This is a genomic window from Acinetobacter sp. 102 (assembly GCF_037028485.1).
Lineage (GTDB): Bacteria > Pseudomonadota > Gammaproteobacteria > Pseudomonadales > Moraxellaceae > Acinetobacter > Acinetobacter higginsii.
Map to the genome: position 1 here is coordinate 74,949 of NZ_JAZEZK010000013.1, position 26,472 is coordinate 101,420.

The following is a 26,472-nucleotide window of genomic DNA, read 5'->3' on the forward strand; positions in this document are numbered from 1 at the left end:
TCATGAGCTTTGCAATTAAAAAAATTCATCATGTGGCTTATCGCTGTAAAGATGCGAAAGAAACCGTCGAATGGTACAAAAAAATGCTGCATATGGATTTCATTCTGGCCTTTGCAGAAGACCATGTGCCATCCACCAAAGCCTTTGATCCGTACATGCATTTGTTTTTAGATGCGGGCCAAGGCAATGTATTGGCCTTCTTTGAACTGCCGACGCAACCAGATATGGGCCGTGATGAAAACACACCACAATGGGTACAGCATATTGCTTTTGAAGTGGAAGATTTAGATGCGCTGATGGCAGCAAAAGCACATCTCGAAGCCAATGACGTGAAGGTATTAGGGGTGACCAACCATGGTATCTTCCACTCGATTTACTTCTTCGATCCAAATGGTCATCGTCTGGAACTGACCTATAATGATGTCAATGCCGATGCCAAGATTGCACGAATTACCGAAGAAATGAAATTAGAAATGCTGGATGAGTGGAGTCGCACCAAACGTGCACCACACCATACTCATTTCTTACACGAAGATGAACTCGGTGCATAAATTCAGTTCCATGAATTTGGCATTAGCATTGTAAAATGTTAATGCCTTTTTTTATGGTCTAAATTTAAAGCATTTTGTATATTTTTAAGGCATAGTAGGCTCAGCAAAATAGCGTGCAATCTCTCTAAAAACAATTGTATGCTTATGCAATTCACCAATTTGATTCATTTAAAAAGATGATTTCTATTTTGCCAACTGCTCAGGCATTATGTGCTGGATGTAAATTGTCCATGATTGACAGCAACAAACACGGCGTGAAAGCACGCAGCTTAAGGGTTATTGAATGATTGAAGAAAAGTTATCTGGTGGGGTTCAATCACTTGAGGTCGGTTTAGCGGTACTCAATGCCCTTTTAGAGCATAACAAGCCCATTATATTAAAAGACCTATCCAGCAAACTGGATATGCACCCTGCCAAGGTACACCGTTATCTGGTCAGTCTGATTCGCATGAATTACGCCAAGCAGCTCACCGATGGTCAGTACGCCTTAGGCGATCAAGCATGGCGTTTAGGCTTGAACTGTATCCAGCATACCGATGTATTACAGCTGGTTCAGCACCTGATTTATGAATTACAAAACAAGATTGGCTGTGGTATTCAAATCAGTAAATGGTCGCCCAAAGGGCCTTTAGTGGTTCAATCGATTGAATCCAACCATCCAATTTCAATCGTGACCAAGGTTGGTTCGATCATGCCATTGGTCAATTCCGCAGCGGGTCGTGTGTTTGCCTCTTATATGCCTGAAGCCGTGATTAAGCCGTTGATGCAAGCGGAATGGGAAAAAGCGGCTCATAACCATTACCCGATTAGACCGACTGATTGGGATGAGTTTCTATTACTCAAAGAGAATGTCCTGCAACATGGCATGTCGATTGCTCAGGGTGATCTTTTGGTCGGGATTAATGCAGTGGGTCTACCGATCTTTAATGCGCATCATTCAATGGAGTTTTGTATTGTCGCGTTGGACAGTGAAATGTTTTTCTCAGTTCATGAGGGCAGCGAGAACTTAGAACTGTTTAAACGTGAAGTTGCAGCAATCAATCAATATATTCAAACCCGTTAATAATTCATCCATATAAAAAAGCCAAGAAGCAAACTTCTTGGCTTTTTTGTTTCAAGCTTTGAGCTGAATTATTTTGCTTCTAGTACACCACGGCGGATCTGGTCACGTTCGATGGATTCAAACAATGCCTTGAAGTTGCCTTCACCAAAGCCATCATCATCTTTACGTTGAATAAATTCAAAGAACACAGGCCCAAGCATGTTTTGCGAGAAAATCTGCAACAACAGTTTTTTCTGACCATCTTTGGTATTGCCATCCAACAAGATACCGCGTTTTTGCAGTTCTTCCGTTGGCTCACCATGATTAGGTAAACGCTCTTTCAACATTTCATAGTAGGTTTCAGGTGGTGCAGTCATAAACTGCATACCAATCCCTTTTAACTTGTCCCATGTTGAAAGCAGGTCATCGGTAATAAACGCGATATGCTGAATGCCTTCACCATTAAAATCTGCCAAGAACTCTGTAATTTGACCGTTGCCCTTGTCTGAATCTTCATTCAGTGGAATACGAATCATGCCATCTGGCGCAGTCAAGGCTTTAGAGGTTAAACCTGTATATTCGCCTTTGATGTCAAAGTAGCGGATTTCTTGGAAGTTAAAGATTTTTTCGTAGAAGTTCGCCCAATACTCCATACGTCCTTTATAGACATTATGAGTTAAATGGTCGATTTCGTTCAGGCCCGCACCTTTTGGATTTCTGTCTGCATCATCAAAGAAAATAAAGTCATTTTCATAGATATCACGATCAACAAGGAAAATTGGCATGCCACCAATCCCTTTGATCGCAGGGATATTTAATTCCATTGGCCCAGCTTGTGAATACATTGGTTCTGCACCAAGCTCCACGGCTTTGCTAAATGCTTTGGCTGCATCACGAGTTCTAAAACCCATTGCACAGGCTGAAGGGCCATGTTCTTTAAAGAAGAATGAAGCATAAGATTCAGGCTGGTAGTTCAAGATAATGTTGATATTACCCTGACGCCATAAATAAACTTTTTTAGACTTATGCTTTGCGACTTTAGAAAAACCGATGGTCTCAAAGATCTGATCTAATCCGTTTTCCGTCGAAACAAATTCAATAAAAGCAAAACCACATAATTCTAATGGGTTATCTAAAATGTCCATCTAGTTTCCCTTATTTAGATAAATTCATCCGTTTAATGCTCTGTATAGGTCTTATTCTTCAATTGCTTAATCGCTATCTAAAAGCATCAACCTATACATGCGTTATCAGAAAAGGCGACCGGTGTTTTTATAAGTATGTAAAAGCATCCGTATTAAAGCCCTTTCCGTCCATAAGTCAGCCAAATGAAGAAATCATGATTCTTGATCTTGGCTCTCAGCTATAAATTCATGCTACAAGAAAGTCTAAATTTATGCAATACATAATTCAATTATGTTATGTGTAATTTTATTACTGTTTGGCTCTGCCAATTAAAGGTCGCTATTAAAGAATAATTGGCGATATCTCTAAATCAGACTATGGTCTCAAGCTGATACGAATAAAAGTATTGTGAGTAGACGGCCTGTCTTATTTCCTTAACAAAGTTCGATTAGCTTAAGCCTATGAGCTACGCAGGCGAATGAGATAGACATGACACAAACTTCGATTTTAGAACAGTTAACTCAACTCATTGAAAGCTATAGTCATGAGCATAGTGGTAGACCGCAAAAGATTTTGATTGGTTATAAGGCCTATTATGACTTGATGGGAAATTCGAGTTTTGCCACCGAAGTTACTGACTCCGCTTTAAACCCCAATAAAAGAAAGTATAAAAAGATTAAAATTAAAGTCACCAAAGATGACTATCAGCTTGAGCTAGAATAACGCCCCTGGAAAGAGAATAATTCTCATATCTAACAATTCATTACTTGAGCTTGTGTGAGCTTCTTGGCATCGTTTGTCAGTTGCTTCATTATGGGAATCTCCTGCCGATGGCTAGTCCAGCGCAAGCTATAAGACATAAATTACTTAACACTTTCTTTTCAAGACATTCTGTTTGGTTTCTTTGTATTTTTACTGCTTTAACCATTACTTGGTTTAAATTTACCTATACCCCACATACCATTTATTATTTTATATCTGATACCCTTTTAAACGGTCTTTGGTTAGTCACTGGGGTGCTCAGCATTGTTGGTTTACGCGACTTACTGCAAAAGAAACATGCAATTTTGAGAAACTATCCAATTTTGGGACATTTCCGCTTTCTGTTTGAAGATGTTCGCCCTGAAATTCGTCAATATTTCATTGAATCGGATCAAGATGCCCTGCCTTTTTCACGTATGCAACGCAGCCTTGTTTATCAACGTGCAAAAAATGAAAATGCGGATAAGCCCTTTGGTTCAATCATTGATGTCTATGATCCAAACTATCGCTTCATTGTACATTCCATTGCCCCGTGTCCTCCTGCGAATCCAGAATCTTTCCGGGTACTGATTGGTAATGCGCAATGTAGCCAGCCGTATAGCGCATCGATCATGAATATCTCAGCAATGAGCTTTGGTAGTCTGAGTGCTAACGCAATCCGTGCATTGAACAAAGGTGCACATTTAGGCAACTTCTACCACGATACCGGTGAAGGTAGTCTCAGCCCCTACCATTTAGAGCATGGTGGCGATATTGTCTGGCAAATTGCCAGTGGCTATTTTGGTTGCCGTACCGCTGAAGGCTTATTTGATCCAGACAAGTTTGCACAGCAAGCCAAAAATCCGAATATTAAAATGATTGAGGTCAAGCTCTCACAAGGTGCGAAACCAGGTCACGGCGGTATTTTACCCAAGCATAAAATCACTGAAGAAATTGCCCGTATTCGTGGTATTTCCAGAGACCATGACTGTGTTTCCCCTTCTAAACACCCAAGTTTTAACACCCCGATTGAAATGATGCATTTCATTCAAAAACTCAGAGAGCTTTCAGGTGGTAAACCAGTTGGCTTTAAACTCTGTATTGGTCAACCTTGGCAATTTATGAGCATTGTCAAAGCCATGCTCGAAACCAAAATTGTGCCTGACTTTGTGGTGGTTGATGGTTCTGAAGGCGGAACTGGCGCAGCACCAATCGAGTTTAGTGACTATATTGGTACGCCACTCAGAGAAGGTTTGCGCTTTGTGCATAATACACTAGTGGGTACAGGATTGCGTGATCAAATCAAAATTGGTGCCAGCGGTAAAATGATCAGCGCCTTTGATATTGCCAGCACCTTTGCCTTAGGTGCGGATTGGGTCAATTCCGCACGTGGCTTTATGTTTGCGGTAGGTTGTATCCAAGCACAAAGCTGCCATACCAACCAATGTCCTGTTGGTATTGCAACACAGGATAAAGATCGTCAGAAAGCGATTGATGTTCCAAGTAAAGCTGAACGTGTGTTTAACTTCCATAAAAACACGCTGCACGCCTTATCTGAAATGATTGCAGCTGCGGGTTTACATCACCCATCCGACATTAAAGCGCATCATTTGGCACAGCGTATGAATGATCGCGAAATCAAAAACTATGCACAGATCCACTTCTTCTTAAAAGAAAATGAATTGCTGCATAGCGATTTAAATGATGACGAGAATTTCTACTATCGTATGTGGAAAATGGCGGATGCCAATCAATTTTAATATAAACGTTTAAGCCAATAAAAATCACCACTAGTAATAGTGGTGATTTGGTTTTGCATGTAAGAAAGCAGGAATTAAGCCTGTCAGCGCAGCACGAATATCAGCACGTTCATTAATTAATTGGTGTGAGCCTTCTTCCAGCATCAATAAAGTCTGCAATCTAAACTTACGGCGAATATATTCAATGTTATAACGCCAATCTACGGTTTGATCTAAAGCACCCTGTGCGAGCCACACAGGAATACGACATGCTGGTCGCTGTTCCATTTCCAGCATCCATTTTGACATCGCCAAAATCCAGTCCATGCCCATCATTCGAGGTTGCAAAGGATCCTTTAAACGAACAAAGCGTAAAAATTCAGGATTATGATTATTACGACGGAAATGTCGTGGTACTTGACTTTTGATCCTACGGATAATGCCCAGACCAACCGAGTTATGCCACCATGCCGTTTTCGCAGGCCGAATCAATGGCGACAACAATAATACCCGATCGACAATAGGATCTTCTCGGCGTTCTGCATATTCAAGTAAGTGATGCATCCAAATTGCACCACCCGTACTTTGCCCAATCCCTAACCACGGCTTCGGTAATTGCTTCGCACCACGAACCGCATCGTAAACCGCGTGTAAAACTTGCTGATAGTGATCAAAATTCTGAATACTGGCAGGTGAACCATTGCTTAAGCCATGTCCAGGCAAATCGTAAGTAACAACACTAAAGCCCTGCTCAAGAATTTCTTTGATAATCGGTTGATAAATACCGCTATGTTCCAAATAACCGTGCAGCAAACACACCGTACCCTGTAATTTCTGTTGTTTAGGCTGAAACACTTGGACATGCACACGGAACAGTGGCATTTCTACATAGCCCTGCCAATGTTCGCCATCCAATAAATGTAAACCATATAACTTACGATACGCCTGTAATGGCTTTGAGATCTCTGTGACACGCGATAAATCCAAAGGTTCAAGCACCTGAGGTGTGGTCTCACGATTTGGTACAGGTAAATCCAGTTGTTTTAAAATTGTCGGATTTAAAAATGGAATATCGGACATTAGGGTATCTCTCGACAATCACTTGAGCCAAATAACATATCACGAATCGTAGCCAGCATTTCATAGTTGGCACGGCGGCTATGATCATAGTTTTGTTCACTTGGACGCCATTGCGTTAAGGTCGTTGGCATTGGGGCCATGACAGGCACAGTCTCAATACCATTTAAAGCAAATAAACGTCGTGTCCGTGGCATGTGGTACTCATCGGTAATCAAAATGACGGTTGGCGCACCACCTTTCTTTTGTAGTAATAGAGAACTGAATCGAGAGTTTTCACAAGTATTCATACTGCGGTTTTCTAACAATTTAGCATCCACACCACGCTCTTTTAACCATGCCTGCATATAAGGTGCTTCGACACCACTCAGTACGATTGGTAAAGCATATTTCTTCTCGACTTGTAAGGTTTTTTCCAAGCGTAAGCGTGTGTAATTATTCACCACAATATCTTTACCATTGGCACCAAGAGTGAGGCCACCGCCCAATACGACAATTGCATTCGGCTGTGAAGCACTTTGTGGCTCAACCAAGTTCTCTTTATTATTTTTCAATTCAATCAGGTCTTTATTGGTCTGATCTTTATCTTCTTCCTTCACAGGTAAAGCAATTGGATAGGTTTCTAAAAAGGCAATATATTTACCCATCAATGCCTGATTATCAGGTGTATTCCACTGTAAAAAATCTAAGGGTGTATTAATCACAACAGCTGAGCTTGCTTGATCCTGCTCAGCTTGTTGTTCACTCATCAATGGAATACTGGGTTGCTTTTTTTCATCTTGGCTTTCTTTTTCCTGCTCTTCAGCAATCAGCTCTTGCAACAACTTATAACGTGCTTGTATTAATCTTAAATCTTCTGATTGCTCAGATTGAAAGCTTCTTTCCATGAGTTTCAAATAAGCCTGTCGAGCAATCCATAGGTTCGAACCAGGCTCTAAGGTTTCGTGCTCACTCAACGCTGCAGGGCGCTGACTCTGCGCTGCAACCTCATTGACATCGACAGGAACAAAGCGGTTCAGACCTTTCACCACCAACTGTGAATAAAAAGGCGAATATAAAAAAAGCACAAACCAGCCCAGTAGCACGAATAATATGGTAATTACTCGTACTAAACTGACCATCCAATGTACTTTCGCCATAGATTTCTTCACCCACTATGCGCTTGAATCAAACCTTGTTCACTGTATAACACAGGTTCAGGTTCCAATAGAATACTAAACTTTTGTTTTACATCACTTTGTACAGCCTGATAAGTGCTTTGTACATCCGCTAGAGTCGCCTCAGCATAATTCACCAAAACCAAAGCTTGTTTATGAAACATCCCAACTGAGCCTAATTGCTTACCCTTCCAACCTGCTTGATCAATTAACCAGCCTGCAGCCACTTTAACACTGCTATTTGCCTGCGGATAATGCGGAATGTTTGGAAATTGTTGAGTAATTTTATCAAATTCAACTTGTGCCAAAATTGGATTCTTAAAAAAGCTTCCAACATTTGGAAATTCTTTCGGGTCTGGCAATTTACTTTGGCGAATGTGTATCACCTGATTCTGTAAGTTTTCTGCGGTCAGTTCATCGCCTACTGCTTGCTTCAGATCACCATAATTCAGTTTAAGTTCAGCTTGTTTCAATAGTTTAAAAGTCACACTGACAATGATGTAACGATTGGGGTGATCTTTGAAAATACTATGGCGATAAGCAAAATGGCAATCTTGCGCAGAGATCGAATCAAACTGTTTTAGTTCACGATCATAAACTTGTACCGATTCAATAAACTCACCCGCTTCAACGCCATAGGCACCAATATTCTGGACAGGTGAAGCACCGACTAACCCCGGTATCAAAGCAAGATTTTGCAATCCAAACCATTGCTGTTGCGTGCTATATAAAACAAAGTCATGCCAGACTTGCCCAGCACCCACCTTAACCGTAATAGTATTTTCATCTTCAGAAAGAACTTCAATTCCCTGAATATTTAAATGCATCACCAAGGCTTGTACTTGCTGTGGCAATAAAACATTACTGCCACCCGAAAGTACCAAAACGTTTAAATGCTGCTGCTCCGCAAATTCTAATGCCGCAAGGACGTCATCTGGATGATTGATTTGTACATAATGTGAAGCAATCGCATTCAAATTTAATGTATTTAAGTTTTTAAGCTGAACCTGCGCTTGTAGCTGCATATTAAATTAAATCCTATTGCCCTGCTTTCATTTGATTTTTAAAAATATCGACCCACGCTTGGCTGCTGGATTCACACTGATCAAGTACTCGATCAAATCCATCTGCACCACCATAGTATGGATCAGGCACCGCTTGTTGACTAAATTGAGGATCATGTTCACTCATCAATGCTAACTTGGCGCGAATCTGATGTGTACCGAACTGTTGCACAGCCTGAGACATGAGTGTTTGAATATCATCAAAGTTTTCATGGTCCATTGCTAAAATCAAGTCGAATTCAACAAAGTCTGCTAAAACAATCTGTCTAGCACGTAAGGTAGATAAATCATAACCACGTTTTGCAGCATGTTTTTGACTACGTAGGTCTGGTGCTTTGTTCGGATGGTAATTACTGGTCCCAGCAGAGTCGACCGTGACATTTAGGCCATGCACATCACAATAATGTCTGAGAATCGCTTCCGCAGTTGGAGATCGACAAATATTCCCTAAACAGACACATAACACATTATATTTTGTAGCCATTAGAAAAACATTCCAATATTTTGTTTTATAAGGAGATTAAAATATTGCATGCAAAATTCCAGCAAAATAAACGCAAAACGATTAAATGTCATTATGCCTGAATTGACCTTTCTGACATCAGCTATTTTGTCAAAAATTGCTTTGATTTGAAAGGAAATAGTGTTTGTCTCTTTTGAATATTCTGTATGAATATGTACTTTTTTGGAATTAACAATGTGTACCACTCACAACCGTTGCATGAAACCACACTGAACAACCAAGCTCATAAAGAAACTGAATGTTTAAAGGTCAATTATATAAAGCTAAAATGCAAAAAACGCTCAAAGAATACGGTTTTTGCGGACGGGCATTCGACTCACGCCACCTCTATCAAAGACTAAGAATGATTGTTGAAAAAGTTAAGATACATTTTGATTAAGGAATCACTTAATCCTGCTCTGCAACTTTAAACATTGAAAACATTTGCTTTTTCATATTTGCTATAGCAGTTCGACTATTATTTAAGTAGCTAAACAGCACTATCTGTAAACTTAAGCGTATATTGGAAACCGTAAAATTTGGGGAAATGACCCATAAGATTTTTAAAGCAGGCATTATCATGATTACATTACATCACTTAGACCAATCACGTTCTTTCCGAATTTTGTGGTTACTCGAAGAAATCAAACAACCATATCAATTGCAACGCTATTACCGTGACTTAACGACTCATTTGGCACCTGAGTCACTAAAAACCATTCATCCTTTAGGAAAATCTCCTGTAATTGAATGGCAAGGTAAAGTCATTGCGGAATCAGGTGCTATAGTAGAGTTGTTGATTCAAAGACTTGCTCCACATCTTGCACCAGATATAAATGACGCTATTTATGCAGATTATCTACAATGGATTCACTTCGCTGAAAGCTCTGCTATGGTGCCATTTTTATTAAAAACGTTTAATCAGATAGAAGCTAGGCATGGTACGAAATTGGTGTTTCTAGAAAACTATACTCAAGTTGAATTTGATAAAGTTTTTGGTTTTTTAAATGATTATTTAAAAGATAAAAATTTTTTAGTGGATGATCGTTTAACAGGGGCAGACTTTATGATGGGATTTGGGCTTCACGGCTTAATTCATCATATGGAACAAGGTGAAAATTATCCATATATTAAAAGTTATGTAGAACGTTTAAGCTCACTACCAAGTTGGAAGGCAGCAGAAAAAATTGAACAAGACGGCATGCTGATCTAAAGATAAAAATATATGGGTGAATCACTTAACAAATATGAATCGTAAAGTCACACTTTGAACAGATTAACTGATGAAACAAGTCCTCTTATGAGAACTTTTACACAAATTTCAGTGTGATTACGAAGACGAATAGAGAAATAGAATGTTTTAGCCATGTTTATGCTGGGCTATTTAACTAAAGATGAACCATATAACGGCGGCTATGACATCTGTCCAGTATATTTCTTGGAGGCTGATCCAGTAAAGCAGAAGATCATGACTTTCGCGCTTAAGTAAATGCACCATTACTGAACCAAGCCCGTGAAAACTTTAAACAGTATAGCGCAATGGAAGAACGATTTATTAGGGAGGTGGGAAAGCCAACGAGGCCTGAGATTCCTAAAAATTAAGATCTCTCAAATTATAGGCCTACTGTACAACGTTTACTTAAATAAGAAGCCAGTATAGACCGTTACATCTCCTAATTTTTCTTAAAAATTATTTTACATTCTGAAATGTGACTCTATCCTCGAATTGTATAAAATTACATCTACCTATATTTTTTAAGAGGCATTTTTTTGAAGATTAATGCAGTGGTTCTTCAGGATGAAGACTTAAAGTTACATAAGCTCCAAAAAGTGCAAGACTCCGTGTACGACTCAGCCCACAACAATAGAGTTTCAAATTGGCTATGGATTTATGCTGAAACAGCCGAGTTTTTTAACTTTGATATATGGGATGAGCTAGACAATGCGTATGTCAATAAAGTAATTCATTATAAGAACAAGCTTTACAAGGTCATTGAAATTAACTCTATGGGTAAAATTAGATATTCCTGAACCACTGATACAATACACATTTACCTAAAAACCTATCCCCCATAAGCTTCAATCAATTTTTTCAAAGATATGGGTGAATACCTCTTTGATTTAAACCCACTCTTTTACGAACGCGAGTTTGATTTTCATTCAATAATGCTTCAAGCAATCCATTCAAATTTTGATCATTTAAAACAGATGGGATAAATTCTTCACAGCCTAACCGATTAAAGAAAATATCTACTTTCGAGCTTTTTTGAACATACTTCATAGACCAGTTTTTAAAACTATATTTCTGAATTTTTTTAACTTCAAATTCAATAATACTGTTATGTCTAGCGTCTTTTTTGATACTTTCGAATAAAGGTAAAACAATAAAGTCTTCCCCTTCTAAACATTGGAAGAATGCATTATTTGCATAGTACAAAACTCCAAATACAGCATTCTTGGAATTAAAGTCTCTTGCTACAGTCAGGATATTGCTTAGATCATCAATCAGATCGTCAGCAAGACCTTGTCGTGAACTTGCATAGCACAATTGAATCTTCATTTTCTTCTCTCATGTACGATGCATGGTTAAAATTTGGTACTAGTCATTTACTTCAAAAACATATGGCTCTGTTGCATACTCTGAAGCTAGAAGCTCAATGAATGATGGGATTGAATTTGTAGTAAGTAAGAAAGGATTAAAATCATCTCTATGGTTTTCTAAAAAGAAGTCCCCTAATCTTTTATTAATTGGTGCAAACTTCATGTTCCAATGTTTAAAAAGTCCAAAATCACATTTTTCATAAAATAAAATTTCGCAGTTTTTATGACGATCATCTTTTAAAATTTTTTCATAGAAAAGCTCATCAATTTTACTCTTACGCCCTTCTAAACACTGAACAAAGTATCCATGCCCATAGTAAAGAACGCCTGTAATTTCATTTCGAGAATTGAAATCTACAGCTGTATCCAAGATTTTTATCAAATCCTGTTTAAGATCTGGATAGATATTGGTGGCCTTGCTTGCGTATAAAACTCTCACGAACTCCATTTTTATCACTTCCAGCTATAAAATTACATAATAGGTAAAAGCTAAATCTACCGACTAAAGTGAAAAGTCTATAGGATCAGCGACTACAATAAAACCGTCTAATACAATACATACATTTGTTTTTTAATACTATTTTAATTTTTTACTTCATTACGTATGCCTTCTGCCATACTTCTGTTAAAAAATATTAATGGATTTTTGAGAATTCCAGAGATATTAAAATTAAGAATTTGATATAAATAAATATTAAATTTTTATTCCAACTATTTATTGATCAAATAACAATCAAATGTACGAGATTTCTTATGATCATGTAAGCCAAAGATTATACCGTTAGATTTTTGAATAACTATAATTTTCTCATACACCAGTATTTCGATAATCCATTATTTTTATTGAGTTTAAAATTCTAGCCATGATTATTTTAGACGACAAAACCAATAGATAGGCTTACTTTAAAAATGGTGTACACACAAATCCCCACCTTTGAGATGAGGCCCTTAAAGGTGGGGATTTTCTTTTCAACTTGAATTAGAGGAAAAACAATGAATATCATCAAGAATTTTTTTATTTTTGCTCTTTCTGTAATAATTATTTCTCTAGTTATAATCGTGTTTGACAAGATGGGAATGAACCAAAACTTTAATTTATTCTTTTCCTCACTCTTATACTCTGTATTTATCACACTGTATTTTAAAAATTTTTTGGTCAGTCTTCTATGCTTTTCTGTGTTTTACACGATACTATTCCTATTAAGTCATTCTCTAGAAGTTTTGTTGATGCTTTTGACTTCACTATCTACACTAATTTTAATTGAAACGCTTATGCCAAAACTAAAAAAGAATGTAGTAATCCCACTTTATAAAACTGATGCTTTTTAATTTCTTAGTCGGTATTCGAATACAAGGCTGATAGACGCATTGAAAATTTAAGGTCGAATCACTTTAATTAAAAAAGCCCTCATCAGAGGACTTTTTTAAAATTATTCAGTTCATTCTTAAGTTAATTTTTTTAACGTCTATCGATATACTCTAAATACCCTCTGCCAATAAGATCTTTCCCTTGGAACATTCCTTGCCACTTATACGAAGAAACATAACCAGCCGCTAAACCATAGCAATATGCGGTATCTACTTCTGCTCTGATTTCTAAAATCTTCAAATTATCGTGATATGCAATCCATTCAAATGTTTCTGGTACATACATGCTATAACCATCAGGTGTTATCTGAGGTTCAACCTTATTCTTAGTAACTTCAAACCTTATATCACCATTAAATTGAATTGAAGTACCATCGATATGACGGTAATAGACTGATGTTAAAATAGGTTGATCTTCATAACAAATAAAAGCCAGCACCAATTGCTGTTCATCATCTAAGTTAATTACTTGATAACTGAAAATCTTTACAGGAATTTGGATAGCATTTACTAATGTTTGATTTTTTAGCATTGATGTTGCTATAGCTTTCCATGATTCAAGAGTGCAAAGCCCATTTACTTCCATACTTTCATCATTTTGAATCATTCGTCCTTCATATTTCATCAATACACTGAAATGCTTGTATAAAGAACCATATGCAAACCATGTGATTGCTCCGGTAGGTACCAAATGTATTTCAATTTGCAAATCTTTTCTTTTTGTAGTTAGAAGAAACCCATTGTCAATTTCTGTGAGAGAAGTTTCATTGTTAAAAATGACAGAAAATGGCTTTTCACTAAACTGTATATCATCAACTATCGAATATGTTTTAAATGCTTCTTCAGTAGAAGATAAAGCTGTCCCATGGACCAATGAAGCGGTATCACCTTTTCCTCTAATGGACATTTGATATTCTGAGTCTGTTATCGGAAAGCCAACATAACCTATCACTGAAGCCCAAGAGAGATAACGATATGGTTCAGGCAAGTCTGGTACCATGATCCCGTAATGTGTACTTCCATATCGCTTATAGTCAATATGTGGGCTTAATTCAAAAGCTTTAGGAAGTGTACTCTGTTTCTTTGGGGTTACAGCACCTAATAAATATCCTGAAAACTTAGCTAATTTGCTATTAACTATATCTTTAATGCCCTTTGGCCCTAAATGACTTGAAGCTAACATAAACATTTTTAAATGGGTTACTTAAAATTAAAATTAGTTCTATATTAGAACTTACAACCAGTTTTATTAATGTTAAATGAGGACAGAACAAATACCTTTTTCTTCTTTTCTTGCTCAGAGCTACACTTTTTAGGAACGCCTTATGTTAATTTATTTAGACAGTGAAACTTATAGTCACATGATATAAAAATGTTGTATTTATTATGAAAAATAAGGATGTATGTATGAACTCGTTTCAATTTCAAACTGTTCCGAACATCATTGCGGGGCTTGGTTCAATACAAGAACTTAAAAGTGTTTTAACACAACAAAATTATCATAAGGCATTGATTGTAACCGATGCAGGAATGATACAACATCAATTGCATCAACCCATTTTAAAAATTCTGAATCAGATTAGTCTTGAATACATTATTTATTCCGATATCCAAGCAGATCCACCAGAACATATTGTGCTGGAAGCTGTTGATTTTGCGAAACAAGAAAAGATAGATGTGATCATCGGTTTTGGTGGCGGTAGTTCAATGGATGTGGCCAAAATCATTGCCTTGCTGGCACATCCTGAACAACAACAAAACCTCAGTGAAATCTACGGCGTAAACCAAGCCAAAGCCCCGCGTTTACCACTGATTCTCATCCCGACCACAGCGGGCACAGGTTCAGAAGTCACTCCCATTTCAATTGTGACTACAGGTGCAACCACCAAAATGGGCGTGGTTTCACCCATTTTATATGCCGATGTTGCCATTTTAGATGCGACTTTCACTCAAGGTTTACCTGCGCATCTTACTGCGGCGACAGGCATCGATGCCATGGTGCATGCCATTGAGGCTTATACCTCAAATATTAAAAAGAATTTTTATGCCGATATGCTGGCTAAAAATGCATTGAAATTACTTAATCATAATTTAGCCAAAGTCTTGAAAAATGGGGCTGATTTAGAGGCACGCCAAAACATGTTGGTGGGCTCTATGTTAGCTGGTCAAGCCTTTGCTAATGCCCCCGTTGGTGCGGTACATGCCCTCGCATACCCATTGGGTGGGCATTTTCACCTTTCGCATGGACATACCAATGCATTGGTACTGGTTGAAGTTTTAAAATTTAATGCACCCAAAGCCAAACAACACTATGCAGAATTGATGCAATTACTAGACCCTCGAAGTACGGGTTGTACCGATGGCCTTTGCGACCTGTTTATAGACCATATGCAGAATCATCTGGACCAAAGTGGCTTAACCTTGAAGTTAAAAGAACTCGATATTGCTGAAGCGAAATTACCACAACTTGCCAAAGATGCCATGCTGCAAACTCGACTGTTGCAGAACAATCCAAGAGAAATGACCGAACAAGACGCATTACAGATCTATCAGGCGATTTATGCATGAGCAAACCGACTTTAAAACGACGCGAACAATTTAAGTTCTTTTTTCCAATCCAGACCCGTTGGGCCGATAATGATATATACGGCCACGTCAACAACGTGACTTATTATAGTTATTTTGATACTGCAGCCAATTCATTACTGATTCAGAAAACAGGTTTCGATATTCATCACAGTGAAATTATTGGTCTAGTGGTTGATTCGGCTTGTAGCTTTCAACAGGAACTGTCGTTTCCAGAAATCATTGAAGTAGGTGTAGCGATTGGCAAAGTAGGAAACTCATCACTTAGATACGAGTTGGCGATCTTTAAACAAGGTCAGCACGAGGCTGCTGCTCAAGGACATTTTGTCCATGTCTTTGTGGATCGGGTAAGCCGAAAAAGCACCACCATTCCAGAAGCGATGCGGGACGTTCTAAACCACTATTTATTGTAATTTCAGATCGTAGAAATAAACATGCCGCAACATTGTATTGAACGATGTTACGGCAGGCCATGATCAATCTAAATCATTAGATATGTGGTAAAGCATAAGGCACAATATCTTGGAAGGTACGACCATGCACATTTTCACCAATCGCATGCATTTTCCATGCATCATTGTGGCGATAAATTTTTGCAATAATCAAACCAGTATGTGCGCCTTGTGAAGACAGCTTATAGCTTGCAATTTCCTGATTGCTGGATTGATCCACCAAACGACAGAATGCATTTTCAACTTTCTCAAATGTCTGTCCACGGAAACTGCTCACAGTAAATACCAACGATTTTACTTGTGCTGGAATCTGGTTCAAATTAACACGAATGACTTCATCATCACCATCGCCCTCGCCGGTTAAGTTATCGCCAGAATGGTGGATACTGCCATCCTTACTTTGCAATTGACCAAAGTAAACCACATCCAATACTTGTTTGTTATCATCAAATAAAATGACAGAGGCATCAAGGTCAATATTCCCACCGCCCCCACCAAAGCCGAAAAAGCCTTTGCTTTTCGCAACGTCCCAGCCCACACCTAAAAAGATTTGTTGTAAGCTGCTGCCATCTGCTTTTTGCAAACTAATTTTTTGGCCCTTTTCTAAATTAATTCCCATGTGTTTTTCTCCTCTAGATAAAAATGATTGTTTTAATTGGATTGATTACGGTTTAAATTTAACTTCGAGCTTAACCATTGCAGGAAATTGTTACGGTTTCGAGAACAAATCACCACCTTACCTTGGCCGGAAAAACGTAATACCATCCCTTCGCCACTGGTCACACTATTGACCAAATTGCCAAGAAAACCACTACTCTGTGAAGTAGAAACGGATAAATTATAATTTAAGCGTGAATCCCAACAGACCACATGTCCATTATCAATAATCACTTCTTTGTTTGGTTCAACCTCAAGCTCAAACAAGGTGCCACAACCAGACACCACCACTTGGCCTTGCCCGCTGGTTTCCATGACCAAAAAACCACCTGTATTACCAAAAAATGCACCACCCAGACTGCTGTTTAAACGAGCTTTGACTTCAACTGAGTCATGTGCCGCCACGAAAGCCCCGTCACTCAGCAAATACTGCGTCGCACCGACATCTAAAATCTGCATATCCCCATCCAACGCTGCGGATAACAGACAGTCACCATCACCGCGTACAGCTTCAATATGCTGCTGAAACAACGATTCATCATTGGCAAAACGACGTAATAGGGATTGCATTAAACCACCTTGCAAACGCCCTTTTAACTCCAAAGGCGCTTCCATCATCACCATGGCATTACTTTCGCAATAGATTTTGTCGCCACGGCGCATGGATACATGCAGGAACGGTTCTGGTGAACCAACTAAGCTAAACTGTGCCATTATTTATTCCTTTTAATTTCTAACAATCTGATGTTGCTTTGCAGCGATTAACCAATCAGGGAATTCTTGTAATAACAATTCATATAAACGTTCATCTGAAACACTATCAATGCGGTCTAAACTAAAGAAATTACAGTTATCGACAATTCGACCTGACATTTCATCCAGCTTTTCTAGTGCACCATAATCTCGCCCGCCAATCCCGACAAATTGCCAGAAAATAGGCAGTTTGGCTGCTTGGGATAATATTTTCTGCATTTGTCGACGGCTGCCCACGCCACCATCCGAAATAAATAAAACATAAGTCGGGATTTGATCTTTGAATTTTTGGAAATAATTAATCACAGCTTCAATTGCTGGAATTTCCTCATTATAACGTGCCCCCACTTGCCAGTTTTTCCAGCCACGTTGGGTGGTATTAATGAAATCATTGACATTGTCGAGCGTCACATCATCTAGTTGTGTCGTTTTAGCAGCAAAAGCCCAACACTCAAAACTGCCATCATCATCAAAATGAATGGCCAGTGGCATTAAGCGATTCACCACCTTTTGCACATCACCGCGGCGATATTGCCCATCCATTGAGCCAGATGCATCCAAGACCAGTGCCACGCGTGCGGTTACACCCAGTAAGTTTTTCTTTTCCAGTTGGACCAGTGATTTTTTGGTCAGATCGATAATGGATGCATTGCCCGTTTTTCCGGCCTTTTGCAAAGATAATTTTTTCTTTAAATCGATATTCGATTGTGGTGTTACTGGTGTCGACTGTTGTGCTGTTGGCTCTTCGGCAACCTCTCCACCAAAATGTTGAATTAAGGCAGCAAGACCTGCATTAAAGCCTTGTCCAATAGCGGCTAAACGCCAAATCCCGTCTTTTCGATAAATCTCAATCAGCATGGTGGCACGTTCTTGATCAAAGATGCTGCCATCTAACTTCAGTTCAGCAATCGGCTGTAACTGCAAGTTAAGAATTTGAATCGTCGCTTGCTGTAATTGCGACATGACATTCTGTCCATCAATTGCAGCGGTCAAAACCAGATGTTGAATATTTGCAGGTAGTTTTGCAGAATCAACTAAAAAACGGCTGCATTTATTGTGATTTTCAATCAGACGAACCGCTTGGCATGGCGTTTCAGGCTGATTATAAAAGGTCATGTATCGCTCATCACTCAAACGATACTGCGGATCAAGCCCAAAACTGGCGATATCTAAATCAAAAGCGGCTTGATATTGAATCTGGATATAAAAAGAGGATTGCCCCTGTAAAACATCATTTAATTTTATTTTTTGTCCGCGAACTAAATTCAACATATTCAGGAATAACCTATTTTTATCATTTATAAATATCGAAAAAGAAGATAGTGCCTAAACACTATCTTCCACAGGCATCTTAAACAGAAACACCATAAGAAGCGGCTAATGGCCCTAAGCCACCAGCAAAACCTTGACCGATTGCGCGGAATTTCCACTCGCTACCGTGTTTATAAAGTTCACCAAAGATCATTGCAGTTTCAGTGCTGCTGTCTTCAGACAAGTCATAACGTGCAATTTCAGTCCCCCCCGCATCGTTAATTACACGAATGTAGGCATTCGCAACTTGACCAAAGTTTTGGTTACGGGTTTGACCATCATAAATCGTAACCGCAAAGATCACTTTTGCAACGTCAGCTGGAACTTTGCTTAAATCGATACTTAGGGTTTCGTCATCACCATCGCCTTCGCCTGTACGGTTATCACCATTGTGAACCACAGAACCATCAGATGACTTTAAATTATTAAAGAAAATAAAGTCATTATCAGCACGAACCTTACCACCTTCATTGACTAAAAATGCAATTGCATCTAGGTCAAATGCAGCACCATCAGTTACGCGAGGATTCCAACCTAAACCAACAGTTGTTTTTGTAATGCCAGGCGCTTCTTTGGTTAAGCTAACGTTGCCGCCTTTGGTTAAACTAATTGCCATTCGAGTTTCTCCTTATTAAATTTCAACTCATTGTTTATTTCATTTGAATCATGGACATCATATAAATGATGTATCCATACATTTTTATCAAGCTTGTGTTTGTTGTTTACTGTAAGCAATTGAAGATAATACAGCCCAAATAATGAATGCAATACCAATCAAGCCTGTTACAACTTCAGGCACATGACCACCTGTTCCGGTATAAAGCATAATTGCAGCTAAAGCACCAATCGCATAATGTGCGCCATGCTCCAGATAGATAAATGCTTCTAGTGTGCCTTTCTCAACTAAATAAATCGTCATCGAACGGACAAACATTGCACCAATGGCCAGACCGAGCATAATCACAACCACATCACTTGTGATCGCAAATGCACCAATCACACCATCAAAACTAAACGAAGCATCTAATACCTCGAGGTAAAGGAAACCACCAATGCCTGCTTTGACGATATTACTTGAAGTACCAGTAACTGGTTTTTCATCGGCTTCATCATCTTCGCTGCTGCCTTCAAGCAAATGACCCAATACCTGTACACCGATATAAACCACGATGCCCCAGATCCCCGCGACAATCACAATCAGTTTTTGTTGCTCAGGTACAAAAGCAGCCATAGTCAGTAAAGCAATCAGTGACACGAATACTGACATCGCAGGAATATTTGCTAGATTCGATAAATGGGTTTCCAGCCAATGGAACCAGTGCGTATCTTTACCATCATCAAACAAGAAGTTTAAGAACACCAACAGTAGGAACATCCCACCAAAGGCTGCAATTTCAGCATGATGTGCAAGTAACTTTTCTGAATAAGTTTTTGGATCATTCAGTGCCAGTTTCGCAACCTCAATCATTCCCATGTCAGCGGTTACACCAACAATTAAGAGTGGGAAGATTAAACGCATACCAAATACAGCAACTAAAATACCAACGGTAAGAAATAGTTTTTTCCAGAACTCGTCCCAGTTTCTGAGTACTGATGCATTGACAACAGCATTATCAAAAGACAGGGATACTTCCATGACCGCTAGTACTGTCGTAATCAATAAAACTTTAAGCATCATCGAGAAACCAGCATTTGGGCCATGCGTAAAGCCCCACCATGCTGATAACCCTAGACAGATTACTGTAAAAATAATTGAGAAACGAAAATGTTTCATTTTTTTCCTTTTCTAAACAGCTTTAAGCTATTCATCATTTATGTGTTGAAATGAGAACCTTAGCCGACCTGAATACCATATTGTTGGCACATTGCAGCAAGCCCACCAGCATAGCCTTGACCAACGGCTTTAAATTTCCATTCGCCATTGTGGCGATAAACCTCGCCAAACACCATGGCAGTTTCAGTCGAATAATCTTCTGCCAAATCAAAACGAACCACTTCTACATTGGTGTCTTGGTTCACAACACGAATAAAGGCATTGGCAATCTGACCAAAATTCTGACCACGTGTTTGTGCATCATGAATGGTCACGGTAATCGCAATTTTTTCAATTTCAGGTGAGACTTTTGACAGATCAACCAATAAGGTTTCATCATCACCATCGCCTTGACCTGAACGGTTGTCACCCGTATGTTCGACTGAACCATCTTGAGATTTAAGTTGGTTGTAGAAAATAAAGTCGTGATCACCACGTACTTTACCTGTTGCAGTTAATAAGAATGCACTCGCATCCAAGTCAAATGCTGCGCCATCAGTCGCACGCTCATCCCAGCCCAATCCAATTAAAATACGAACTAAATTTGGATCTGTTTTACTTAGGGATAAATTTCCACCTTTATTTAAACTAATTGCCATTTTGTTTTTTCTCCTCGTTTGAACACTTAAAATTCAATGGTCTTAATAATGTCTACATAGATACGAAATTGTTGTTATCTAATACATGATTAAATATCAACTTTATTTACTGCCTGCAACCCAGCGCAGACCAAAACCAAAGGCTTGGTCCAACTCCTGATGTCCAGGTACATAGCGCACGTGACGTTGTACTTGAATACTACCGCCTTGATTCACCAATTCAACAATTCCACACATCCCCAAAGGCTGCCCTTCAGTTAAACGGATTTCAATCGGTGGTTGATCTGGAACATAAATGGTGACCACAGCATCTGTTTCAGCCCAGTTCGGGACACCTTCATAAATAAAGGCAAACAACACTACACGGCGAATCTGCGACCAGTGCTGTCCATTAATTCTGAGCCACTCACCCTCTGTTAATGCACCAGTACGGTCATCCGCAGAAAGTTGGATAAAGGGGAAGCCGTTAAAATCACCAAATCGATTACCTAAAGCCTGAATCACCGATTTGCTACCATCTTGCATCTCGAATAGGCAACCCAAATCCAGATCAATACCTTGATTTTGGTTGAGCAGCTTTTTAAAGAAACCAGCTGACTGAGCTTGTTGAGTCCGTTGGTTCCAATTCAGATTAATTTTAATCTCACCAAAACCGTGAGCCTGTTTCTGTAAATTAATCTGGCTATTGCGTTTATCTAAGGTAATTTTGCTTAAATTAATTCTAGGCTGTGGTACTGGCGTAGGTACAGGTTGAGGCACTGGCTCAGGCGTTGCAGCTTGATCACTAATTTCTACGCCAAAATGTTCAGCTAGCGGTTTTAAACCACCATTGAACCCCTGATTGACAAAGCGGAATTTCCACTGCTCTTTATGACGATAAACTTCGGCCAAAATCAGTGCTTTTTCAGTCTTTTCAGCACTTTTTACCGTTGCTGTTGCCGTGAGCTGTCCGTTTTCCCATAATTCAATCTGAATATCTTGAATCGCATTGATTGCACCTTGCCCATCAATCGTTGCACACATCGCAAGCTTGCTGATATCCGCATCGAATAATTGAGTGTTCAGATTAAATTGCGCAATATACGGGGCTTTTGTGGTTGCCTCGACCAATTCCACACTACGGTTCGGTGTCTGCTTTTGCCCATAAAAGATCATGTCCGCATCACCACGAACCTTCGCCTGAGCATTCAAGACATAGGCGGTGACATCTAAACCGATATGCGCCGCTAATGTGGTTTTAATTTTCACTTGGCACTGTGACTGGCTCAATGCCAAATTGGCTCCTGTAATCAGTTGTTGCATCGATTATTCCTATATTTTTTGATTTTTATACTTTTAGCCCAAACACTTTTGCCCGTTCTAAAATCCGTTCCGCCCAACGACGATGGGTTGCAGGTTCAAGCATACTGCCATGACAGGCAAATACAGCCTTGCTGCCATCCTGTAAAATACCCTGCGCTTGTTTCAACTCGATTTCATTGACCTGATAAGCCTGATGTACAATCGAGATCTGTGCAGGATGAATCACAGTTTTACCCGACAAGCCATGCTGTAAATCCAGATATAATTCATCCTGCAATAATTTCACCTGACTAAAATGCTCACAGACAGGTGCACTCAGTGCAAAACCATAAGGTAAAAACTGACCTGCTAGATTTGCAATGAGTGTGCCGATGGGCGTTTGGTATAAGGTCATATCACTCGGCCGACGTAAGGCCAAACAATTGAGTAAGTCATTGCCCCCAACCCGAAGTACCAATACTTTATGAAATTCTGGCAAGGCTTGTCTCAGCTCTTTCATTTGCCCCATGTCAAAACTATCAGCTGTTTCAAGCGTAGGCATATAATGAAGATCTGGTGGAAGAACGCTAAGCCATTGCTTAAAGCTGGCTAAACCAAATTTCGGCAATACCATGCCATCTAAAGCGGTGATTTCTTGCCATTCTGCTAACTCAGCGGCCATTGCAAGGTGACGAGGGCGAATAAATACTTTTGGATGTTGTTCAAGGCGCTGTTGCTGTTGAATTTGCTGCAACAAGTGTTTGAGATTTTGTTTAGCAAACTCAATTTCCTGTTCAGTGATCGCATCTTCCAGACAGATCACCAAAGAGCGCAACTCTGGATATTTTTCACCCTTCACCACAGCCCATAAATCTGGACGCGTGGCAGGCATGTATAATGTTGCCCCTAAAGATAATGCAGATAACATAAAATTATCCTTTCCCCAATTTTTGAATCAATGTAATCGCTCTATACGGCGCAATTTGATCACCAACCACTTGTACCGGTGTCTCAGTGACTTGCGTTAAATAACGCAATAAACGGGTATCGGCATCATCGGCGTCGCGAAGTAAGACCAGATCAGGCACTCGTCTTAAAATCGCTCGGGTTGCTTCAGCAATACTCGGTTTTATCCGATTTATATTTTGAATGTCGTATTCTTGAGCCAGTTTCTGTACCACTTGCTGGCTTTGATTTTGTTGTTCCTGTTGTTGTATTTCTGCCCAAACTGCATTGGGCTGTGGATTAAGCTGGGTGCGAATCTGGTTGATGCGCTGAATAAATTGCTGCGAAGTATCAAATTCTTTTAAATGGCTATATTCGATACAGCGATGCCATTGATCGATATTCTCGGCATTGATTTCCTCGGCACTCAAGGTTTCACCTTCACAAATACTGCGGGAAATAAGGCCCGAAATAGTCGACCCCAAAATACCTGACGGAATCAACCAATCTTCACCACTGGCCGCCAACCATGCACAACCGGCAATATCCGACAAGACCACCAACGGTAAAGGCCGCCCAGCAAAACGCGCATCATTGCCTAAACTACGCTGCAATTCTTGACGAATCGCGCCTTTACCCGTCCAACCATCCACAAATACAATCGATTGGTGTCCATGTTTGGCAATAATGGTTTCCAAGGCAGCAAAATCGATACCACGGTCTCGAATAATACTGATGCCATAATGTACACAATCACGACCTAAATCCTGTACCGCATGATAAAGCAGTACACCTAAGGGTACGCCCGCACGTACAAAACTCACCAATACAATTGGTTCCTTGAATTGTGCAACCAAAGCTTGTGCCAACTGCTGAACTTCTCGAGCCAAACGCTGTTGCCCTTGCTGCATGGCCTGTTCAAACAACTGTAAATGGCGTTCGGTCGGTGCACTCTCCAAACTGATCATTTGCGAATAATGCTTTTCGCCCGATTGAATCAGGCGTTCTTTTTCGATGGTATCGGTTGGTTCAATATGCGTCCGTTTAAGTAAAAAAGTCACTTGTTCTGATTGATAACTACCGCTAAACCCTTGTTTTAAAATTAATTCATTTGCTTTATCTTTATTGATAATCGCCATAATATCCTTCTTGTTTATATTGCTGCGTCAAATTATGTTTTACCCAACGATTCAATTGACTGTGATTCGGCATGCCCCACCAATGACATAGATTCAAAAACTCCACATCGGATAAACTATCGCCAAAACCGAGAATCGGACGTTGTTGAGACGCAAACTGTTGCAATAAAAAACGGGCTGCATTGGCTTTGCTTACAGGTTCGGGAATCAAAGCCAAATTATTGCCATTTAAATGAAAATAGAACCCATCTAATACATCTGGACTTAAGCTATTTAATAGTTCTGGTAAGAAATTCGGTGCATAAGGATTATCATTTTCGGTATTTTGCTTGGCCACCACGTATAAACCTAAACCTTGCTCTTCGACCACCCAAGTACGGATAGAACCAAAATGGGTTGCCTGTTGCTGTACCACCTCAATTAAAGCCTGTTGCCGTGCTTGATAAGGGGCCAATGCATGTTGCATCTGTGCATGCCAATCCAGATTTACACTGAAATCTGCATTCAGTACCGTACCGCCATGAGAACAAACTGCTCCATACTGAAAAGGTAAATGTACCCGAGACAATGCCTCTGCACTTCGTGCTGTGACGGGAATCAAATGTGTACTATGCAACAACCACTGCACAAAGTGCTGCTGAATCGGGTTCATATACGCCAATGCTTGTCCCTGTTTGTCCGTGGTGACCATTTTAAAGTCAGCTTGGGGAACAATACGGCGATGGGTCTGGAATAAAGTATCATCCAGATCAACCAACATGAGCGGCGTTGCAATATTTGGCGCGTCAAATAAGAAATTAGTCATTCGCACTACACAGATTAAAGGTTTGATGTGGGAATTCTACTGCGCTGATAACTTCAGCATTTGGAATCGCGTCTAATAGGCTATCGGCGACTGACTCAGCACAGGTTTCCACTGTAATAAAGATTCGGTCATACTCTAATGGATTGATATTGTAGACAAAGTTCTGAATACCTAAGCCATAGTTATCTGAAAAAGCTAAAGCAGATTGAATTGCATGCCCTACTGCAATCGGTGAGCGGGTGATCGCACTAAATTTCACCTCTGCGCCCTGACGCTGCAAATCTTCAGCCAATAAGAATGAAGACCAGACATATTCACCGCTTCCTAATACTAAAATCCGTTGCTGAGGTTCGACCTGCAAACGAATATAGGCAGAAGTATCCTGAATCGGTAAACGTCCCCAAGTCGGTTCAGACAAGGTCGCGTACTCACCAAATGCCACGGTATCGACTTTGGGCATGTTGATCTGTGGTGGATTTTCGGCATCCTGCCACTGCCATTTACCCGTCATCAACGCCACGGACTGACAATCTAATCCAGCAATATGAATACCTGATGACCAATCTGCCAAAGTAGCCGTCACAATATGGGAAATTTGATCAAAGCCAGCCGCTTGTAGTGCAGACACTAAATTGATAAAGGTTTTCCCTGTAGAAGCTTCATCATCAACCAATACGATACTTTTGCTGGCTAAAATTTTCTTTTGGATATCAGCATCAGGAGATCCATACAGCAATTGATCTTGGGCATGGCTATGTTCTTCTAAAAAGCGAGCCAATAACGGTGCGCCTTCAACAGGATGACGAGTCGTGGTGACATACAGTGCATCTGGATAGCGTTCTTGCAGGACTTGATGTACACCTGCGCCTAAACCTACCGCGGTTTCTGCCATCCCAATCACCAAGATTGGCTCAGGTAAATCACTCGGAATCAGTTGGGCTAAATCAGTAAACGCATGGCGCATCACCTGAGGACTGACTGGAATATGTCTCCCCAAGACTTTTGAGACAAATAAAAAAGCTCTCTTCGGATTTATTCGTTCAGCAAAACCGAGTAAATCCTGCCATTTCCAATGGCTATTTTCATCGGGCTTTAAATCCAATTTGCCACGTTGTAATTCAATCTCAATCATATAATTCTTAAATCTAAGTTAAAATAATATAC

General features: G+C 39.7%; 28 protein-coding genes. 9 read left to right on the forward strand and 19 right to left on the reverse strand.

Annotated features, from left to right (window positions below; translation table 11 throughout):
- Positions 1–2 precede the first annotated feature (2 nt).
- Together WA352_RS14035 and WA352_RS14040 are read left to right on the forward strand one after the other, a co-directional pair.
- Positions 3–551, forward strand: a complete 549-nt coding sequence (locus WA352_RS14035; RefSeq protein WP_033133022.1) for a VOC family protein — start codon at positions 3–5, stop codon at positions 549–551.
- Positions 552–834: 283 nt separating this feature from the next.
- Complete coding sequence (locus WA352_RS14040; protein WP_033133021.1) at positions 835–1,614, forward strand: IclR family transcriptional regulator; 780 nt, start codon at positions 835–837, stop codon at positions 1,612–1,614.
- A 68-nt stretch (positions 1,615–1,682) separates the two neighbouring features.
- On the opposite strand, the gene hppD is transcribed toward WA352_RS14040, so the two are convergent.
- Complete coding sequence (gene hppD / locus WA352_RS14045) at positions 1,683–2,738, reverse strand: 4-hydroxyphenylpyruvate dioxygenase (protein WP_336142962.1); 1,056 nt, start codon at positions 2,736–2,738, stop codon at positions 1,683–1,685.
- Between the two features lie 469 nt (positions 2,739–3,207).
- Between hppD and WA352_RS14050 the strand changes: the two genes are divergently transcribed.
- A complete protein-coding gene (locus tag WA352_RS14050) occupies positions 3,208–3,441 on the forward strand; it encodes a hypothetical protein (RefSeq protein WP_004653215.1) in 234 nt (77 codons plus the stop codon).
- Positions 3,442–3,548: 107 nt separating this feature from the next.
- Positions 3,549–5,219 (forward strand): FMN-binding glutamate synthase family protein, encoded by a 1,671-nt coding sequence (locus tag WA352_RS14055; protein ID WP_033133020.1) that lies wholly within the window; start codon positions 3,549–3,551, stop codon positions 5,217–5,219.
- Positions 5,220–5,249: 30 nt separating this feature from the next.
- On the opposite strand, the gene WA352_RS14060 is transcribed toward WA352_RS14055, so the two are convergent.
- Genes WA352_RS14060 through WA352_RS14075 form a run of 4 tightly spaced genes read right to left on the reverse strand, consistent with a single transcriptional unit; the run spans position 5,250 to position 8,980 of the window.
- Entirely contained in the window at positions 5,250–6,278 is a 1,029-nt protein-coding gene (locus WA352_RS14060) for an alpha/beta hydrolase (protein ID WP_033133019.1), read from the reverse strand.
- Positions 6,278–7,414 (reverse strand): YdcF family protein, encoded by a 1,137-nt coding sequence (locus WA352_RS14065; protein WP_033133018.1) that lies wholly within the window; start codon positions 7,412–7,414, stop codon positions 6,278–6,280. Before WA352_RS14065 ends, WA352_RS14060 begins: the two co-directional genes overlap by 1 nt.
- 8 nt (positions 7,415–7,422) lie before the next feature.
- Positions 7,423–8,457, reverse strand: a complete 1,035-nt coding sequence (gene murB / locus WA352_RS14070) for a UDP-N-acetylmuramate dehydrogenase (protein ID WP_005203267.1) — start codon at positions 8,455–8,457, stop codon at positions 7,423–7,425.
- 13 nt (positions 8,458–8,470) lie between these two features.
- A complete protein-coding gene (locus WA352_RS14075; RefSeq protein WP_033133017.1) occupies positions 8,471–8,980 on the reverse strand; it encodes a low molecular weight protein-tyrosine-phosphatase in 510 nt (169 codons plus the stop codon).
- Positions 8,981–9,578: 598 nt separating this feature from the next.
- Here WA352_RS14075 and WA352_RS14080 point away from each other — a divergent pair.
- Both WA352_RS14080 and WA352_RS14085 read left to right on the forward strand, forming a co-directional pair.
- A complete protein-coding gene (locus WA352_RS14080; RefSeq protein ID WP_033133108.1) occupies positions 9,579–10,211 on the forward strand; it encodes a glutathione S-transferase family protein in 633 nt (210 codons plus the stop codon).
- Positions 10,212–10,498: 287 nt separating this feature from the next.
- Positions 10,499–10,600: a hypothetical protein gene (locus WA352_RS14085; protein ID WP_241345107.1), complete on the forward strand. Its 102-nt coding sequence runs from the start codon at positions 10,499–10,501 to the stop codon at positions 10,598–10,600.
- Between the two features lie 490 nt (positions 10,601–11,090).
- On the opposite strand, the gene WA352_RS14095 is transcribed toward WA352_RS14085, so the two are convergent.
- Positions 11,091–11,558 (reverse strand): BLUF domain-containing protein, encoded by a 468-nt coding sequence (locus WA352_RS14095; RefSeq protein ID WP_005189133.1) that lies wholly within the window; start codon positions 11,556–11,558, stop codon positions 11,091–11,093.
- A gap of 39 nt (positions 11,559–11,597) precedes the next feature.
- A complete protein-coding gene (locus WA352_RS14100; RefSeq protein ID WP_005189145.1) occupies positions 11,598–12,047 on the reverse strand; it encodes a BLUF domain-containing protein in 450 nt (149 codons plus the stop codon).
- A gap of 545 nt (positions 12,048–12,592) precedes the next feature.
- Here WA352_RS14100 and WA352_RS14105 point away from each other — a divergent pair.
- Complete coding sequence (locus WA352_RS14105; RefSeq protein WP_005203261.1) at positions 12,593–12,928, forward strand: hypothetical protein; 336 nt, start codon at positions 12,593–12,595, stop codon at positions 12,926–12,928.
- Between the two features lie 130 nt (positions 12,929–13,058).
- On the opposite strand, the gene WA352_RS14110 is transcribed toward WA352_RS14105, so the two are convergent.
- Positions 13,059–14,150, reverse strand: coding sequence for a DUF6670 family protein (locus WA352_RS14110; protein ID WP_033133107.1), 1,092 nt, complete (start codon positions 14,148–14,150; stop codon positions 13,059–13,061).
- A gap of 224 nt (positions 14,151–14,374) precedes the next feature.
- Between WA352_RS14110 and WA352_RS14115 the strand changes: the two genes are divergently transcribed.
- Complete coding sequence (locus WA352_RS14115; RefSeq protein ID WP_033133015.1) at positions 14,375–15,535, forward strand: iron-containing alcohol dehydrogenase; 1,161 nt, start codon at positions 14,375–14,377, stop codon at positions 15,533–15,535.
- Positions 15,532–15,966: an acyl-CoA thioesterase gene (locus tag WA352_RS14120; RefSeq protein ID WP_004807599.1), complete on the forward strand. Its 435-nt coding sequence runs from the start codon at positions 15,532–15,534 to the stop codon at positions 15,964–15,966. The genes WA352_RS14115 and WA352_RS14120 overlap by 4 nt, the downstream gene beginning before the upstream one ends.
- A 76-nt stretch (positions 15,967–16,042) precedes the next feature.
- On the opposite strand, the gene WA352_RS14125 is transcribed toward WA352_RS14120, so the two are convergent.
- The 11 genes from WA352_RS14125 to WA352_RS14175 form a co-directional block, all read right to left on the reverse strand.
- Complete coding sequence (locus WA352_RS14125; RefSeq protein ID WP_004807602.1) at positions 16,043–16,624, reverse strand: TerD family protein; 582 nt, start codon at positions 16,622–16,624, stop codon at positions 16,043–16,045.
- 32 nt (positions 16,625–16,656) lie between these two features.
- The gene (locus WA352_RS14130) at positions 16,657–17,376 is read right to left on the reverse strand and encodes a TIGR00266 family protein (RefSeq protein WP_033133014.1); all 720 of its coding nucleotides are present in this window, start codon (positions 17,374–17,376) and stop codon (positions 16,657–16,659) included.
- 12 nt (positions 17,377–17,388) lie between these two features.
- Positions 17,389–18,687, reverse strand: a complete 1,299-nt coding sequence (locus tag WA352_RS14135) for a VWA domain-containing protein (protein WP_033133013.1) — start codon at positions 18,685–18,687, stop codon at positions 17,389–17,391.
- Between the two features lie 79 nt (positions 18,688–18,766).
- The gene (locus WA352_RS14140) at positions 18,767–19,342 is read right to left on the reverse strand and encodes a TerD family protein (protein WP_004653185.1); all 576 of its coding nucleotides are present in this window, start codon (positions 19,340–19,342) and stop codon (positions 18,767–18,769) included.
- An 87-nt stretch (positions 19,343–19,429) separates the two neighbouring features.
- Positions 19,430–20,500 (reverse strand): DUF475 domain-containing protein, encoded by a 1,071-nt coding sequence (locus WA352_RS14145; RefSeq protein WP_005203250.1) that lies wholly within the window; start codon positions 20,498–20,500, stop codon positions 19,430–19,432.
- A 59-nt stretch (positions 20,501–20,559) separates the two neighbouring features.
- The gene (locus tag WA352_RS14150) at positions 20,560–21,138 is read right to left on the reverse strand and encodes a TerD family protein (protein ID WP_033133012.1); all 579 of its coding nucleotides are present in this window, start codon (positions 21,136–21,138) and stop codon (positions 20,560–20,562) included.
- Positions 21,139–21,240: 102 nt separating this feature from the next.
- Positions 21,241–22,440, reverse strand: a complete 1,200-nt coding sequence (locus WA352_RS14155) for a TerD family protein (protein ID WP_033133011.1) — start codon at positions 22,438–22,440, stop codon at positions 21,241–21,243.
- Between the two features lie 25 nt (positions 22,441–22,465).
- A complete protein-coding gene (locus WA352_RS14160; protein ID WP_033133010.1) occupies positions 22,466–23,347 on the reverse strand; it encodes an HpcH/HpaI aldolase/citrate lyase family protein in 882 nt (293 codons plus the stop codon).
- Positions 23,348–23,351: 4 nt separating this feature from the next.
- Positions 23,352–24,503, reverse strand: coding sequence for a cysteine protease StiP (gene stiP / locus WA352_RS14165; protein ID WP_033133009.1), 1,152 nt, complete (start codon positions 24,501–24,503; stop codon positions 23,352–23,354).
- Entirely contained in the window at positions 24,487–25,308 is an 822-nt protein-coding gene (locus WA352_RS14170) for an HAD hydrolase family protein (RefSeq protein WP_005203240.1), read from the reverse strand. The genes stiP and WA352_RS14170 overlap by 17 nt, the downstream gene beginning before the upstream one ends.
- Positions 25,301–26,440, reverse strand: coding sequence for a phosphoribosyltransferase domain-containing protein (locus WA352_RS14175; RefSeq protein WP_033133008.1), 1,140 nt, complete (start codon positions 26,438–26,440; stop codon positions 25,301–25,303). Before WA352_RS14175 ends, WA352_RS14170 begins: the two co-directional genes overlap by 8 nt.
- Positions 26,441–26,472: the final 32 nt, after the last annotated feature.